Source organism: Nitratireductor aquibiodomus, assembly GCF_900105565.1.
Classification (GTDB): Bacteria; Pseudomonadota; Alphaproteobacteria; order Rhizobiales; family Rhizobiaceae; genus Nitratireductor; species Nitratireductor aquibiodomus.
Window position 1 is genome coordinate 604,697 of record NZ_FNSL01000001.1, and the last position, 15,800, is coordinate 620,496.

At 60.4% G+C, this 15,800-nt stretch carries 12 protein-coding genes and 1 tRNA gene; 11 read left to right on the forward strand and 2 right to left on the reverse strand.

The window, feature by feature from the left end; genetic code table 11:
- Positions 1 to 4 precede the first annotated feature (4 nt).
- Positions 5 to 721: a ribose-5-phosphate isomerase RpiA gene (rpiA, locus tag BLW55_RS02925; protein WP_244439795.1), complete on the reverse strand. Its 717-nt coding sequence runs from the start codon at positions 719 to 721 to the stop codon at positions 5 to 7.
- Between the two features lie 129 nt (positions 722 to 850).
- Between rpiA and BLW55_RS02930 the strand changes: the two genes are divergently transcribed.
- From BLW55_RS02930 to BLW55_RS02980, 11 genes are all read left to right on the forward strand, one after another.
- Positions 851 to 1,534: an HAD family hydrolase gene (locus BLW55_RS02930; protein ID WP_065815173.1), complete on the forward strand. Its 684-nt coding sequence runs from the start codon at positions 851 to 853 to the stop codon at positions 1,532 to 1,534.
- 78 nt (positions 1,535 to 1,612) lie between these two features.
- Positions 1,613 to 1,687, forward strand: a tRNA-Val gene (locus BLW55_RS02935).
- Between the two features lie 171 nt (positions 1,688 to 1,858).
- Complete coding sequence (locus tag BLW55_RS02940; RefSeq protein WP_065815172.1) at positions 1,859 to 2,062, forward strand: hypothetical protein; 204 nt, start codon at positions 1,859 to 1,861, stop codon at positions 2,060 to 2,062.
- Between the two features lie 190 nt (positions 2,063 to 2,252).
- Positions 2,253 to 2,738, forward strand: coding sequence for a hypothetical protein (locus BLW55_RS02945; protein ID WP_090326576.1), 486 nt, complete (start codon positions 2,253 to 2,255; stop codon positions 2,736 to 2,738).
- 499 nt (positions 2,739 to 3,237) lie between these two features.
- Positions 3,238 to 5,046 carry a hypothetical protein gene (locus tag BLW55_RS20725; protein WP_177175007.1) on the forward strand — a complete coding sequence of 603 codons (1,809 nt, stop codon included), beginning with the start codon at positions 3,238 to 3,240 and terminating at the stop codon, positions 5,044 to 5,046.
- Between the two features lie 156 nt (positions 5,047 to 5,202).
- Complete coding sequence (locus BLW55_RS02955) at positions 5,203 to 7,173, forward strand: type I secretion protein (RefSeq protein WP_143038414.1); 1,971 nt, start codon at positions 5,203 to 5,205, stop codon at positions 7,171 to 7,173.
- Between the two features lie 19 nt (positions 7,174 to 7,192).
- Positions 7,193 to 9,316: a type I secretion system permease/ATPase gene (locus BLW55_RS02960; protein ID WP_007010409.1), complete on the forward strand. Its 2,124-nt coding sequence runs from the start codon at positions 7,193 to 7,195 to the stop codon at positions 9,314 to 9,316.
- A 13-nt stretch (positions 9,317 to 9,329) separates the two neighbouring features.
- Entirely contained in the window at positions 9,330 to 10,673 is a 1,344-nt protein-coding gene (locus BLW55_RS02965) for an HlyD family type I secretion periplasmic adaptor subunit (RefSeq protein WP_090326583.1), read from the forward strand.
- Positions 10,674 to 10,717: 44 nt separating this feature from the next.
- Complete coding sequence (locus BLW55_RS02970; RefSeq protein WP_007010407.1) at positions 10,718 to 11,257, forward strand: hypothetical protein; 540 nt, start codon at positions 10,718 to 10,720, stop codon at positions 11,255 to 11,257.
- Positions 11,258 to 11,411: 154 nt separating this feature from the next.
- Complete coding sequence (locus BLW55_RS02975; protein ID WP_007010406.1) at positions 11,412 to 12,212, forward strand: methyltransferase, TIGR04325 family; 801 nt, start codon at positions 11,412 to 11,414, stop codon at positions 12,210 to 12,212.
- A gap of 130 nt (positions 12,213 to 12,342) precedes the next feature.
- Positions 12,343 to 13,797: a TrkH family potassium uptake protein gene (locus BLW55_RS02980; protein ID WP_025030725.1), complete on the forward strand. Its 1,455-nt coding sequence runs from the start codon at positions 12,343 to 12,345 to the stop codon at positions 13,795 to 13,797.
- Positions 13,798 to 13,870: 73 nt separating this feature from the next.
- On the opposite strand, the gene BLW55_RS02985 is transcribed toward BLW55_RS02980, so the two are convergent.
- Positions 13,871 to 15,754, reverse strand: coding sequence for a L,D-transpeptidase family protein (locus tag BLW55_RS02985; RefSeq protein ID WP_090326585.1), 1,884 nt, complete (start codon positions 15,752 to 15,754; stop codon positions 13,871 to 13,873).
- Positions 15,755 to 15,800: the final 46 nt, after the last annotated feature.

The following is a 15,800-nucleotide window of genomic DNA, read 5'->3' on the forward strand; positions in this document are numbered from 1 at the left end:
TTGTTTATGCGGCCCCGAAGGTTCGCACCTCGCCGTCCCCGGCCACGAAAGCGGTGTCGGCAAGGTCGAGAAACAGGCCGTGTTCTACAACACCCGGTATGGCGTTTAACGCATTCGCCAATGCTCTTGGATCGGGAATGCGGCCAAAAGATGCATCGACGATGAGATGTCCACCATCGGTAACGAAAGGCCTTCCATCCCGCTCCCGCACTTTCAGAGCACCCTCCAGTCCGAGTGCGCGCGCTGTTCTTTCAATCGTCCGAACGGTCGCACCGAGGCCAAAGGAGTTGACCTCGATCGGCAGTGGAAAACGGCCAAGTGTTTCGACGAGCTTGGACTTGTCGGCAATCACGATCATACGCCGTGAAGCGGCTGCAACGATCTTTTCGCGCAGCAATGCGCCACCACCGCCCTTGATCAATCCAAGCTGCGGCCCGATTTCGTCGGCACCGTCGATGGTCAGGTCGAGTTCGGGGGTTTCGTCGAGCGTGGTGAGCGGAACGCCGAGCTCCAGACACAGCGCAGCCGTACGCTCGGAGGTGGGAACACCGATCACGGTCAGGCCGCCGGCAACACGCTCGGCCAGAACGCGGACGAACTCTTCAGCGGTCGAACCCGTACCGATTCCGAGCCGCATTCCATCTTCCACCTGATCAAGCGCAGCACGAGCCGCCTCGATCTTCAATTCACGCATATCCGCCGACATCTCGCCCCCGGTCATATCTCAGCGGTTCCTAACCCGTTTTACCTCTCCCCGCAATGCAGGCGGCGCGCGTGCGCGGGGACAGTGCCCAACTTGCTTCACCCCGCCTTGCGCGGTATCCCAGTGAAATTCAAGCAAGGGGACAACATGTCAGCGCCAATCATCGTTTTCGATCTCGACGGAACGCTTGTCGACACGGCACCGGACCTGCTCGACAGCCTCAATCACTGCCTTGAAACCGTCGATATGGAGCCGGTGAAGCATGAGGACGTCAACCGCATCGTCGGTTTCGGCAGCCGTGTGATGATCGAGCGTGCCTTCGCGCTGCGCAAACGGCATCTGGACGGCGGCCAGCTCGACGCGCTCCAGGCTGCCTTCCTCGATCACTACACGGCGAACGTTCCCGGGCACTCCAGGCCGTTTCCCGGCGCCGTCGAAACGGTCGAACGCTTCCACGCGGCCGGCTACACGGCAGCGGTCTGCACCAACAAACTTGAGGGCATGTCGCTCTCCCTTCTCGAAGCGCTCGGCATCGTCGGACATTTCAGCGCGATCTGCGGCGGCGATACCTTTCCGATGCGCAAACCCGATCCGGGACATCTCCTGCGCACCATCGCCATGGCGGGTGCGGACCCGCAGCGGGCCGTAATGGTCGGTGATTCGCGCACGGACATCGACACCGCCAAGGCTGCCGGCATCCCCGTCATCGCGGTCGATTTCGGCTATACCGACCAGCATGTAAGCACGTTTGAGCCGTCGCGTGTGATCTCGCGCTTCGACGAATTGACGGTCGAGATGGTGGAAGGCCTGATCGCCGCGACAGCATCCTGAGCACAGGCGCGAAAGCGCGCTTGACACTCACCCGCCCCGCCCCTTATATCGCGGCTCGCTTGACGATGCTTCGTCAGCGGGCGCGTAGCTCAGCGGGAGAGCACACCCTTCACACGGGTGGGGTCGCAGGTTCAATCCCTGCCGCGCCCACCATTATATTTCTCTTCTTTTCTGTTTTCCCTGCACGCTGGAAACGGCGGGTGCCGGCCTGAACTGCTAAAATTTTACTCTTATCCTATTGTTTTCGCTTACTTCTCTTTCATCAGAATCATTGATCTCTCGTTAGGCAAATGCTGGAGAGCAATCTGATGAAGGAGACGGGAGATGAAACCCCGCTACGAGATAATCCTTGACCCTTCAGAACTTTGGACCGTTTGGGATAATCTGCTGAACGAACCCGCAATGATCGGCATGACAGTCGTGGCCGGCATCAGCAAATCTGAAGCGGAAGACGCCTGCTATGTGCTCAACGAGGTGGAGAAGCGGCGCCTTGCGCGGGAGGAACGGAAGAAGGTCGCCAACTCGTAAGCATAGCTCTCGTATCAGGCCGCGCATTGGGCACGCCTTTGGCGCGGCTCCATTATACCTGCCCGGACTGCATCGCGCCTGACGCTCGGACCGCTGGCGGTAACGGGCAGCAACTCCCACTTCCAGTCTTTTCAAGACCGGCGGATCGTCCTAAGCGAGGGGAACCGAGCCGATTCCGGAGTGAACTCGCATGAACCGCACAGCATCCGCCTTCCTTCTCGTCGCCGTTCTCACCGGATTGCTGGTTGCCCTGGGCTTTGCGCTGCAGATCAAGGGCTATGGATTTGGAAGCCTCGGCAGTGATCGGCTCGATGGCCTTGCCAGTGCGGCCACCTTCGTGCCGCTCGCCGCTCTCTATGCGTTTACAGCCATGCTGGTGACCATACTTCCGATCCGGGCAGCCGCGATGATGCACGCCAATGGGACGACCCCGATCTACCTGACTGCCGTGGTGCTATTCGCAACGATCGTCGGGGTTCAGGTCACGCGGATGGCGTTCGGGAACGCGGGAGCGTTGTGGGCACTGGTCGACTGGCAGTTCGTGTTCGCAGCCGGCATTGTCGTGGCCCATTTGTCGCTCGATGCACTGCGGCGCAATGTGCTTTTGCGCACGCTTGCCTTCATTGGATTCGCAGCTGCCACTCTCGCCTGTCTTTACTGGACGTTCCGCTTCTAGTGTCAGGCCCTAAGCCGGCGCTTCGAATCGCCGCCTTGATGGACAGGCAGGAACACATATACAAAACTGTGGAAAGCGGCATGAATCTGTCGTGCTTTCCCCGACTCACCCAAACCTAGCTACCCCGCGTCTACCCATTTTGATGTGGTGGGTGGACCTATGGTCAGGCCTTAATGCGCCCCAATCGACCGAATTTGCAGGTTTTTTGTTCGCTCTCCCGGCACGACAATTCCTCCCGTCGGATAAGTCCGAACCCCTGTCGTGAAGACTGTTCATGGGTCGCAACGATGATGTGGGCGGTGGGGATTCGCGCCAGGAAGATCGGCACCATCCGACTGAGGGAGGAGTGCAACATCATTCAAATACCGAACGTTGCTCTGCACTTCGAAAGACGGCCTTCGGGTCGTGAAACAGCAGGACCGTGTAGACACAATATCACCTGAGAGATGAACAGTGATCGTGTCCGCACGGTTCTCATTTTGAGGATGAGGACACGATCATGCCTAAGCAAAACGGATTTGGCGTTTTCTTCCCTGGTTGGCCAGGCAACAAGCAATGGCAGGACCAGGATCAGGACCAGCATCAGCACCAGGGTGAATGGCAGTATCAGGGTCAGGAACAGAACGCCACCAACACCGCTGAAAACACGGCAGGCAACGATGCTGACAATGCCGCCACCAATGATGCGGACAACACCAGCAATAACTCCAGCGCGAATAGCGCTGCCAACGCGGCACAGAACGCCGCGAACAACCAGGCTGGCAACACCGCAGACAACGCGGCCACCAATGCGGCCGACAACGCAGCCAGCAACAATGCCCGCAATGCGGCGCAGAACAACGCAGAGAACAACGCAACCAACAACACCGACGTGGCAACCAATGTCGCCACCTCCGTCAACACATCCGTGAATGTCGGTCTCGACGGCTTTATTCCCTCTGACGACGACTTCGCCGACGTGGACATCTATGGTGGTGGATCGGTCGACGAATTGTTCATCAATCGCGACGGTGAGATTTCCTACGATCCGGGCGACGACATGTCGTTCGAGGACATCCTGAACGACTCGCTCAATGGCGGCGGCAACGACAACGCCTTCGTTGTCGGACAGGTCAACGATCTGGTCGACAACGACACGCTTGAAAACCCGAATGTCTCCAACGAAGCCGATTTCAACCAGAACGGCGACGCAAACGGCGGTAACGCCACAGCCGATGACGGCATCGTGGCCGGAGGCGACGGTGGCGAAGGCGGCGGTGATGCCGATGCCGACGGCGGCGATGGCGATCGCGGTTATGCAGACGGCGGCTATGCCCGTGGCGGCATGGCTGATGACGCCAAGGCCTATGGCGGCAACGGCAACGGTGCAGCGGGCGGTTCCGGTGGAACGGCCACCGGTACAGGTCTCGGCCTCGGCGGCCTCGGTGCAGGCGTCGGCCTCGGCGGCGATGGCGGCACTGGTGGTGCCGGCGGCGCAGGCGGTGTCGGTGGTGCCGGTGGCCTCGGTGGCTATGGCACCGGCGGCATGGGCGGCACCGGAACCGGCGGTGCCGGTGGTGAAGGCGCAGGCGGCGAAGGCGGCGAAGGCGGAGATGCCGGCGACGGTGGCGACGGCGCAGCAGCCGGTGCAGCAGCGGCAGATGCAGCCGCGGCGGCAGCCGCAGCGCTGGGTGTTGCTGACGCAGCCGCGGCGGCGGATGCCGACGCAGCAGCAGCAGCGGCGGCAGGCGGCGAAGGTGGCGCAGCCGGTGCTGGCGGTGCCGGCGGAACCGGAACAGGTGCTGCAGGTGGCGAAGGCTCCGGCGGAAACGGCGGAACAGGCACAGGCGGCGAAGGCGGCATGGGCGGCATGGGCGGCATGGGCGGCCTTGGCGGCGCAGCCGACGGCGGCGCGGGCCTTGGCTTCGGCGCTGGCGAAGGAGAAGGCTTCGGCCTCGGCGCAGCACGTGGCGGCAATGGCGGCAATGGAGGCGACGGCGCAGGCGGTTGGGCTTCTGCAGTCGGCGGTGACGCCGGTGATGCATGGGCCGGACCGGTCTCAGGCGGCAACGGCGGCGCCGGCGGTATGGGCGGCATCGCCACCACAGGTGCAGGCGGCGCAGGCGGCGCCGGCGGCATGTGGGGTTCCAACAATGGCGATGACGGCTATGTGAACGGCATCTCCGAGGCAAGCGCCGATGCACTTGTCGATACGAGCGCCTTCAACCAGCAGATCGTCATGGGCGCCAATGTGCTCGGCAACACCGTGGACACCACGGTTGTCGGCGGCAATCTCAACAGCACAGTCGTCGGCGAAGACGACGCCTGACGGCAGCACAGAGCATTCCGGCGCCCGATCCCCCTGGGCGCCGGAACCGGAGGTTTGCGCAATTCACCCTTCGTCTGACACCCGCAAACCTCCACACCTTTCCAACGGTGCACAGGCGGCGATGATCGACAGGAAGTCGAAGCAAGGTGATGCTTTATGCATATGGATCAAACCACGGAAGCGATCGCCCACTTCATAGGACTGTTCTCCCAGGCGGTTGAGGAAGCCCGGTTGCGGCTCGACTATTCGGATTTCAAGGCGCTCCCGGACGCACCCCTGGAGCAAAACGACCTCCTCAACATCAAGATCAACATCGTCAGCCCCTATTCTCTGGACGGTTTCAAACCCCGGGTCGATTACACCCCTCCTCCCATCGACAGGTTCGATGCGCAGGTTTCCGTTGCAATCCGGTACGATCCCATCCCTCTTTACAATGAAGGCCAAGGTGCACCCGCCGCCACCATCTGGGGGGCTGAAACACCGCCCCTGATGGCGGGCGGAGAGGCTTTTGCAGAATACCAGCCCCTTGGCTCGCTCGCGCTCTATCTCAAGCAGCAGGCGCGCCTGGAGGACAACGACTATCTCAGCATTGGCGACCACGGGCTGCATTTCAGCTCCGTCGGCGACACCGATGCGGCGCTTATAGCGCTGATCAAGGCAGCCTCCCCGTTCCAGCCTTTCGGTGATCTTCATGAGCCGGGCTCGGCAGCTGAAATCGGTGACTTCATTCTCCACGCTCCGCATATCGCCGATGCATTCATTGACGCGCTCGATGGAAACGACGGCGTCTTCGTCATGCGGGGCGAAAGCATCGAGGGAAAGTTTCTGAATGGAGAAGAAGTCGATGAACTGCCCGCCCTGGACACCTATCTCCCCGAGAAGTTCAGCGAGGAGGAAGAAGCAGGCGACGCGGAGACCGACTTTTCCACACATGCAACAATGGATGTCGAGGCAGGAGCCAACCTTCTCGTCAACGAAGCCATCCTCGTCAACGACTGGTATGGAGCACCGGTGCTCGCGATAGCCGGTGACTATGTTCATTTCAACGCGATCAGCCAGTTGAATTTGTGGAGCGACAACGACACGACAAGCGAAGCGCTCAACGGCTGGAAATCACTGACGGAGGCGCCGACCCAGGCGTTCAACACCGCCACCATCCAGACCATCGACAACCCGCCTCCACCGGGTCTGGAAAACGCCAACGGCGAGCCGGTCTTCCCTGAACACTGGCAGGTATCGCGGATTGATGGCGATCTGATGCTGGCCAACTGGATCAAGCAGGTCAGCTTCGTGGAGGACAACGACATCACCGTGATGTCGGCCAGCGGTGGCGGAACGGAAATCGTTCTCGGCAACAACACGGTTATCAATGCCACGTCACTTGCCGCGCTGGGAAACTATTACGACCTGATCATCGTCGGCGGCAACGTCTATCACGCCAACATCATCTGCCAGACGAACATCCTTCTGGACGACGATCTCGTGGGCACGGTCGGCGACTTCCAGACCGGCGGCTCAGCGTCGCTCTCGACGGGCGGAAACCTCCTCTGGAACGAGGCCTCCATCACCCAGTACGGCACCATGTCGTTCGACACGATGCCGCCTTCCTATCTGGAGGCGCTCGAAAAACTGGGCGATGGCCCGGGGACGGCGCCGCAATCGCTTTTGTCGGGGTCGGATTTCGCCGGCCTGACGACAATCAAGGTGCTCTACATTTCCGGCGACGTGGTCGATCTTCAGTATGTCAGCCAGATCAACGTTCTCGGCGATGCGGACCAGGTCGCGCTGGCAAAAAGCCAGAGTTCCGCACACGCCGACGCCTCCTGGGATGTTTCGACAGGTTCCAACGCGCTCATCAACCAGGCGTCTATTGTCGATGGTGGCGTCAATTCCACGACATATACGGGTGGCGCGGTCTATTCGGATGAGCTGCTGATCCAGGCTGAACTGATTTCCGATGACACGAACCTCTACACGCAGGGTGCGGACGCACTGGTGAGCGAGGCGGTGGCGTTTCTCAGCGATGATCTCATGGCATCGCCGGAGGGTGACGCAGACCAGAATGCGCCGGATCCCTCCACGCCTGACGGCGGCACGGCCGACGTAATGCAGACGATGCTCGGATAGGACGATCGGGGGGAACGACATGCTGGACAAACCGACCAAGCGCCCGGCGCATGTGAACGACGCATCGTCCTGCGCGCTGGGGATGGAAGACGAAGCCCGCAAATTGCGTATTCTGCGTACTGCCGATGAAGAGATTTCCCGCATCTTCCGGGAAGTCGACGCGCGGGCTGCACGGCAACGGGCCGAAGCCACTGATGCGGAAACCCGTGACGCCGCCACCCCCGCAGGTCACAATGAAACAAAACCAGCCGAAGAAGAGCCGGCTGCCTCCACGGGAGGCGCGGAAGACGTTGCAGAAAAGACTGAGACCCGGCAGCCGGAGACGCCGTCAAAGCAAGACAGTCAGAAGCCGGAAGCAGACAGAAGCAAACCGGAGATCACCAGGGTCAACGGAGCAAAAGACCAGTTTCACCGCCGGCTCGGCCCGGCCGACTTTTCCAAAAGCCTCACCGCCGGCCTCGCCGCGGTGCGCAAAAACATGCTGATGGTGCTGCTTTTCACCAATGCCAGCAACATCCTCGTACTCGCCATTCCGGTTTATCTCTTTCAGATTTCTGATCGCGTTCTTACGAGCCGTTCCACGGACACGCTGATCATGCTGACGGTCGTGATCGTGGGCGCTGTGCTGCTGCAGGCGATTTTCGACGCGATACGACGGTTCATCCTGATGCGCACCGCAGTCGAGGTCGCCGCCCAGCTCGGCGCGCCAATTCTGAGCGCGGCAGCGCGCGCCTCCCTTCACGGCACCGGGCGCGAGTACCAGACCCTCGGCGACCTTCAGCAATTGCGTTCATTTCTGGTCTCGGGCACGCTGCTCGCATTTCTCGACATACCCTTCGCCCCGATCTTTATCCTGGCGGTGTTTCTCGTCCATCCGCATCTGGGAAGCATTGTGGTGCTGTCGGCACTGCTGCTCACGCTGGTCGCATTCATCAACCAGCGCGCCACTGCCGCCCCGTTTGGCGAGGCGAATGTCTACCAGAGTAAGGCCAATCTGCATCTGGACTCCATGGCGCGGAACTCGCAGATCATCAACGCGCTGGCGATGATCCCTGAGGCAGTCAAGATCTGGGGCCAGGACACCGCCGGCTCGCTGAAGGCACAGGTCAAGGCACAAGACCGGAACATCGTCTCGGCGGCAACCTCCCGCGCTATCCGTCTTCTGACGCAGGTCGCGTTGCTTGGCTGGGGTGCGTATCTCGCCATCCAAGGCTACATCACCGGTGGCATGGTGATCGCTGCCTCCATCATTGCAGGCCGGGCGCTTGCACCAATCGAGGGCTCAATCGAAGGCTGGAACCAGTTCATTCTTTCGCGGGGCGCCTATCGGCGCATCTCGACGCTGCTTCGATCCTCTCCGCTGAATCTCGAACGTCTCGTCCTGCCCAAGCCCGAAGGACGGCTGGACGTGGAACGCGTGCTGTATGTTCCGCAGGGAACCAAACGCGTCGTGCTTAATGGCATCAACTTCGCACTACGCCCCGGCGATTCACTTGCCGTTATAGGCAATTCGGGTGCCGGCAAGACAACGCTTGGCAAGATGCTGGTCGGCTCGATCCTGCCCACCTCCGGCAGTGTCCGGCTGGACCTTATGGATCTGCGCAACTGGGACCAGCGCCAGTTCGGTGACAGTATCGGCTATCTCCCCCAGGACGTTCAGCTCTTCCCCGGATCGATCAAGGCTAACATTGCGCGCATGCGCGACGATGTGGACGATCAGGACATCTATCAGGCTGCCATCCTTGCCGACGTGCACGAGATGATCGCAACATTCCCGCAAGGGTACGAAACAATCGTCGCAGCCGATGGGTCGCCTCTCTCGGGTGGCCAGAAGCAGCGCATTGCCCTTGCCCGCGCCTTCTTCGGCAATCCGCGTATGATTGTGCTCGACGAGCCGAACTCGAACCTCGACAGCGCTGGCGATGCCGCTCTTGCCCGGGCTCTGAAACACGCCAAGCAGAACAGGATCACCGTGATCGTGATCACCCAGCGCCCCTCCCTGCTGCAGCATGTCGACAAGATTCTGCTGATGACAAACGGCACCATTTCGATGTTCGGCCGCCGCGAAGACGTGCTGCGTGCGCTGGCAGCCCACCAGGCCGGACAGTTGCAGAATGGTCCTTTCGCCACCCAGCTTCCCTGAAGGCAGGCATCCGATGAGCTCAACAGATATCGCAAAACTCCAGGACATGACGTGGTACGCGGAAGTGCCACGGTCGATCCGCAAACAGTCCATCGCCGGGATCATACTGCTCATTCTCTGTTTCGGGGGGTTCGGCATCTGGGCGAGTTTCGCACCGCTCGCTGCAGCCGTTATCTCCCAGGGCAGTTTTGTCGCCACTGGTCAAAACAAGATCGTCCAGCACCTGGAGGGTGGCGTCATCAAGGAAATTCTGGTTTCGGAAGGCGACCACATCACGGCCGGTCAGCCCCTGCTCCAGCTCGATGAGACGTCCGCCCTTGCCAATGAGCGTCAGCTCTTCCTGCGGCGTGCGCGCCTCCTTGCCATCGTCGCCCGACTGAGTGCCGAGTATCAGGAGAAGGACAGCATCGACTTTCCCGCCGAACTGTCAGAGCGGATGGTCGATCCTGAAGTCGCTGAAATTCTCGATAGTCAGAAGCTCAATTTCACATCCTCGAAACGCAAGTTGAACAGCGAGATCGAACTCCTGAACAACAACATCGCCGCGCTTGAAATCCGCGGACGCGGCTACGAAGCGCAGCACGAGGCGCTGACGCGCCAACTCGCCTTCCTGTCGGACGAGTTCTCCGGCAAGCAGAAGCTCTATGAACAGGGGCTGATGCGCAAACCCGAAATTTCCGCGATAAAGCGCGCCATGGCCGAAGCGGAAGGGCAGATCGGGCGCCTTGCCGCCGAGGTGGACGAAACGCAGGCCCAAATCGCTCGTTATCGTCAGCAGGCCGATCAGACACTGGCCGCCTATCGACAGGCGGCACTCGACGAGCTGCAGGCCATCGAAGCGGAGCTGGACGCGGTGCGCGAACAGTCACGGGCGGCCGAAAACGTTCTGCGCCGCGCCACAATCAACGCGCCTGTCACCGGCACGGTGATACGGCTTTACTACCACACGCCCGGCGGCGTGATCGAAAGTGGCAAGAGCATTGCCGAGATCCTGCCATCCGACGTTCCCCTGATCATCGAAACGCAGATACCGCGCACCAAGATCGACAGTGTCCGCGTGGGCCAGGAAGCGACCGTTCGGCTGACGGCCCTCAACCAGCGCACCACGCCCGTTCTCATGGGCGAGGTTTTCTATGTTTCAGCAGACGCCCTGCGCGATCAGTCGGCAGCCGACAAGCGCGAGATTTACCTTGCGCGCGTGCGCCTGCCACCGAGCGAACTCGCAAGCGTCCGCGGCTTCCTGCCCACGCCGGGCATGCCTGCGGAAGTGTTGATCCAGACTGCTGAACGCACATTTTTCGAATACCTCTCGAAACCGATCATGGACAGCATGAACCGTGCCTTCCGCGAGGACTGAGCCCGATAGCGCTGGCGTGGACGCCTGAAATGCGGGGTGCTAGCATGTTTTCCATTGAGCCATTCGAGGTGAGTGCTGGCAGTCTTGCGATGAAGGAAGGCAGTTCGCGTTTTCGGGACGTGCTGACGCTGCTGGGGCAGCTCAATTATACGTGGACGAACACGGAGAGCCTCCTTATCCACCTCATCGCCGGGCTGGCGCGGGTGGACATGGAGACAGCGACGGTCATCTTCCTCACTCTCAACACTTCCCGCGCCCGTGTCGATCTGGTCGAGCGCCTCGCAAAGCTCGATCGAACCGATGCGGATATTCGCAAGGACGTGTTGAACGTCACGCGCAGTATGATGAGCGAATCCAGGCTCCGGAACAAATACAATCACTGCATCTATTCCTTTGACGACAGCGGGGAAAACGTCTCAACGCTGCTCATGAGGATTTCCGATTCCGGCGATCGGCTCAAATACGGCAAGGTCGATGCGATCGACGATGCGGAGATCGCCAATATCACCAGTTCAATCAATCGGCTGATCGCCACGAACCGGGAAATCTGGGCGCTGGCGAAAAAGCATGGCTTTCCAGTGTGAAACACCCTGTGCGAAGCATTCCCCACGTTCTAACCACATTGGTTTCACGATCAGCCTTATTGATGAATTGGTCGAGACAGGCGGCCAACGCTAGGGTTTCGCAAAGTATCCGCGCGCTTCAGGGCACGGATGAAAGCGGACCGGAACTCTGAAAATGGCGCTGGATCAGATCAAACAAGGGCTCAAGCAGGCGCGTGGAGCCGCTTTCCTGCCGTTTCAGGCGGCGGCCGGGCGCATGCGGATGGTGGCGCATCGCCCGGTGCGGTTTTCCGGCGTCTACACGACATATGAGGATGCCTTGACCGCCGCAAATCAGCGCGGCCTTGCCGGATATGATCATGACGCGGTGGCCGGCGTAGCGTTCGAGCAAATGTGCCGGCTGGTGCCCTGGGATTACCCGGTGCTGTTCTGGCTCAGTCAGATCAGGCAGGATATCCACTCACTGCTCGATGCAGGTGGCCACATGGGCACCAAGTTCCGCGCTTTCCGCACGATCCTGCCCGAGATCGAAGCCCTGAAGTGGACCGTCTACGACGTGCCAGCCATTGTCAAAGCGGGAGAGAAACGCGCTCGCGACGAGGGCATTGAAAACCTCTCCTTCACAAGCCGGCTGGATGGACACGGCCCCTGCGACGTGTTTCTCGGATCAGGGCTGCTGCAATATCTCAACGTTCCATTGCCCGATCTTCTCGACCGTCTCGCCGCACCACCAAAACATCTGCTTTTGAACAAGGTGGCGCTGCGCGGGGGAAAAACCATCGTCACGCTGGAACGGATCGGGCCGGCTCTGGTCCCCTACCAGATACGCAATGAAGCCTCCTTTCTGGCAGAGCTCGAAGGCATCGGCTACAGCATCGCCGATCGCTGGAGCATTCCTTCTCTTTCGCATGTGATCGACACGCATCCCGAATACGGTGCGAGTGAAAGTGCCGGTTTCTACTGCACGCGGCGCTGACCGCACGCACCGAGAGGTTTCCCGCAGTCACAGTCATGCCGATTGCGCATGTCTGCCCTTCTTCTGAAGTCTCTTTCCTTGGAGCGCATTCTCCTCTACCACGGAGCCGGTTCATTTCGAGGTCGAGAAAGTGCAGCCATCGACAATCCGGACGGCCACCTATCCAGCGGCCATTTTCGCTGTCTACGTCGCCGCTTCGATGCTTCTTCCAGCCGCTGTTGATCTCTATTACGGAAATGACGACTGGGAGATTTTCGTTGTCTGCTCGCTGGCCACGGGCGCCATTGCCCTGACCATTGCCGCCGCCACGCGCGCGCCGCTCACCCGTGGCTCGACGCAATCGACCTTCCTGGTCGTGGTTCTCTTATGGCTGATGCTGGGACTGGTGGGCGCACTGCCGTTTTACACGGCTTCGCTAAAACTTGATCTTGCCGAAGCTGTCTTCGAATCGGTGTCCGCCATCACAACCACCGGCTCCACCGTCATTTCGGGGCTGGATAGCCTGCCGCCCGGGCTGCTGCTGTGGCGCTCCATCCTGCAATGGATCGGCGGGGTTGGCGTTGTCGCGCTTGGCCTCTTCCTGTTGCCGCTTCTCAAAGTCGGCGGTTTTTCCTACTTTCGGGTGGAATCCTCGGACATTGAGAACCGCCCTTTCGAGCGCTTTATCAGTTTTCTCATTGCGCTTGTCGGCATCTACTGCCTTTTGACCGCACTCTGTGCGCTGGCCTATGCGGCCGCCGGCATGAGCAATTTCGATGCCGTCAATCACGCCATGACCACCATCGCGACAGGTGGCTTCTCCACCCACGACGCCTCCTTCGGCCATTTCGAAGGCAACGCGGTTTTGTGGGTCGGCACGGTGTTCATGCTCCTCGCCGCCCTGCCCTTCTCGATCCTGGTTCTTTTCTTCGCGCGCGGACGCCTCGACGCCCTGCGGGACCCTCAGATCAGACTGTTTCTCGGCTATGTGACGTTGATTGTCATGATTCTGGCGGTCCAGCGCCGCATCACCACCGGCGATCCGTTCGACGACATTCTCGCATCTACCGCCTTCAATTTTGCTTCGATCATCACAACGACTGGCTTTGCCAGTGAGGATTACACCCTCTGGGGGCCGTTCGCTGTGACCCTGGCCTTCTTCGCCACCTTCCTGGGCGGCTGCTCCGGTTCGACGTCCGGCGGCATCAAGGCCTATCGCTTCCTCATTCTCGGGGCGATGCTGCGCAACGGGCTGCGTCTGCTCATTCATCCGCACTCCGTCCAGGCACTGCGCTATGGCAAGCGCATCGTCGATGAGGAGATGCAGCGATCGGTCGTACTCTTCATCGTCGGCTTTCTCGCGTCCTGGGTGGTCGCAACACTTCTCCTGTCGGCAACTGGCCTCGACTTCCTGACATCGATCACCGGTTCACTCACCGCATTGACCAATGTCGGTCCCGGCCTCGGCACCACGATCGGCCCTGCCGGCAATTTCGTTCCCCTCAGCGATTTTGCAAAATGGGTCTTGTCGGCGACCATGCTGCTCGGCCGGCTCGAAATCCTCGCCGTTGTGGTGCTTCTGGTGCCCACCTTCTGGCGCGACTGATCAAATCCGCAAGCCAATCCGCCGATGGCTGCGGTCTGCGATGGGCACTTGAGCCCATCGGTTCTGTGCAGCGTCAGATGCTCGAGGAGCGCAGATCGGTCGTCTTTTCCAGCGCAGTTTTCAGACGTGCGTCACGTCCATAAACGTCGCCATGATAGGAGACAACGCCATCTGTCTGCGGCCAGGCCGTGAAATAGCCGACATAGACAGGAATATCGCGTTCGATCCTGCGCCGTGTGGGACGGCTGCGATCGCCGATCTCAATGGCACGCGAGACCTCGTCGACCGAAATGTCGAGGACCGCCGCCGCCATGGCCCGCGGATCTGCCAGTCGGACGCAACCATGGCTGTACGCACGGGTATCGCGCTGGAACAGGCTCTTGGACGGCGTGTCGTGCATGTAGATCGCATGCCGGTTGGGAAACAGGATTTTCAGTTCCCCAAGCGCGTTGTTGCGCCCCGGCTTCTGGCGCACGCTATAGGGCACGTTGCTTCCATACTGCCCCCAGTTCACGGCAGAGGACGAGATCTGGCGCCCCTGGCTGTTCACCACTTCATAGCCGTTGCGATCGAGATAGCTCGGATCGCGCCAGAGTTTCGGCAGCATCTCATTAACGAGGATGGACCGCGGAACGCCCCAATACGGATTGAACTCTACGGTTTCGAGCTTGTCGTAGAAAAAACTGGTCTGGTTGGCATTGCGCCCCACGACCGTACGCATGGAGATGCGCGGCTTCCCGTTCTCGAAGAAATCGACATTGAACGACGCAGCATTGATCACCACGCGCGTGTCACCCAGTTCCGAGGGATGCCAGCGCAACCGCTCGAGCGCATAAAGCACCTTTTCGATCCGCGCTGCCTTTGAGACGCCGGCGATCGCCGCCACCGTGCGTGGCCCAATAATGCCATCCGGCTTGAGCCCGTGACTCTCCTGTGCCGCCTTGATCACCGGCACCAGCGCATCGGAATATCTTTCGCTCCCCTCATGCGCTTTCAAAACCGCACCATGGGTCTCCATGAAGGCCCCGCTGGCGTCGCGTTCGATGATCTTGAGCAGTTTGGCGAGTTCGGAGCTCTCTCCACCGGGACGCATAAACATCTTCGGGTCGACGACGATCTCACGCTCGGCAGCCCCGCGCAAAACCTCCAGTTCCGCGCGAAGTTTGCGATAAACATCGTTGCGCGGATGCAGCCCTTCCAGATAGCGGTCCGCCTCCGGCATATTTGCCATGAAGCCGATGCTCTGCACCAGATCCATCGGTTTTTCGGGGAAATCGTGATAGCCGGAGAGCTTGTTGGGATTGACGCGCCCGGCGTGTGCATCACGCGCATAACGCAGGGCCCGCGCGGTCAGCGTCATTTCAAAACGGATCAATTCCTTCTGACGCGCCGCTATATCGTCATAGGAAAAGTCGCTGCCGGGCACTCCAACCGTGTAGTCGACGTCGGAAAGCCCATGGCTGGAGGCTTCCGAAAGCACCCGTAACACACGTTTTGCACGCTCGTTGACCTGATAGCCGGAAACCCAGACGAAATCAGGGTGCTTCGAATAAAACGCGACAATTGCCGCTGCAATGTCCTTCTCGGCGTATAGCTCCACGCCCTCCAGCATGGGCAGGGCCTCGCGGAACGCAACGCCCTCAAGTGCCGGCTGAAACGCATTTTCGGCTGCTGGAACCGAAATGTCGGAAAACGCGACGTGAGTGAGCGGCACAGGTCTGTAATTGTAGTAGGACGGGCCCGAAATCCTGGGGGCCTTTGCCGGCTGCCGCTTGACCGGCGCGGGTTTCACCGTCCGCGGCGGCTCACTTCGCGCCCGGCTGGTGGCGCGGTTGCCGCCTCCGAACAGCATGTCAAAAAGATTGTCCGACTGCGCATGGGCCTGCCCCACGCTTCCGGCGAACAGCATTGCTGCCACACAGCTCAGCCCACTTTTGCGCATGGACTTTAACATCATCGCTCACCCCGCCGAGACCCGGCCTCGTTGCCACAACCACGATATT

Bases quoted from the DNA above. Each gene is read 5' to 3' on its own strand.
- BLW55_RS02945 (WP_090326576.1), top strand. From the start codon at position 2,253: ATGAACCGCACAGCATCCGCCTTCCTTCTCGTCGCCGTTCTCACCGGA.
- BLW55_RS20725 (WP_177175007.1), top strand. From the start codon at position 3,238: ATGCCTAAGCAAAACGGATTTGGCGTTTTCTTCCCTGGTTGGCCAGGC.
- BLW55_RS02970 (WP_007010407.1), top strand. From the start codon at position 10,718: ATGTTTTCCATTGAGCCATTCGAGGTGAGTGCTGGCAGTCTTGCGATG.
- BLW55_RS02955 (WP_143038414.1), top strand. From the start codon at position 5,203: ATGCATATGGATCAAACCACGGAAGCGATCGCCCACTTCATAGGACTG.
- BLW55_RS02940 (WP_065815172.1), top strand. From the start codon at position 1,859: ATGAAACCCCGCTACGAGATAATCCTTGACCCTTCAGAACTTTGGACC.
- rpiA (WP_244439795.1), bottom strand. From the start codon at position 721: ATGACCGGGGGCGAGATGTCGGCGGATATGCGTGAATTGAAGATCGAG.
- BLW55_RS02965 (WP_090326583.1), top strand. From the start codon at position 9,330: ATGAGCTCAACAGATATCGCAAAACTCCAGGACATGACGTGGTACGCG.
- BLW55_RS02975 (WP_007010406.1), top strand. From the start codon at position 11,412: ATGGCGCTGGATCAGATCAAACAAGGGCTCAAGCAGGCGCGTGGAGCC.
- BLW55_RS02930 (WP_065815173.1), top strand. From the start codon at position 851: ATGTCAGCGCCAATCATCGTTTTCGATCTCGACGGAACGCTTGTCGAC.
- BLW55_RS02985 (WP_090326585.1), bottom strand. From the start codon at position 15,754: ATGATGTTAAAGTCCATGCGCAAAAGTGGGCTGAGCTGTGTGGCAGCA.
- BLW55_RS02960 (WP_007010409.1), top strand. From the start codon at position 7,193: ATGCTGGACAAACCGACCAAGCGCCCGGCGCATGTGAACGACGCATCG.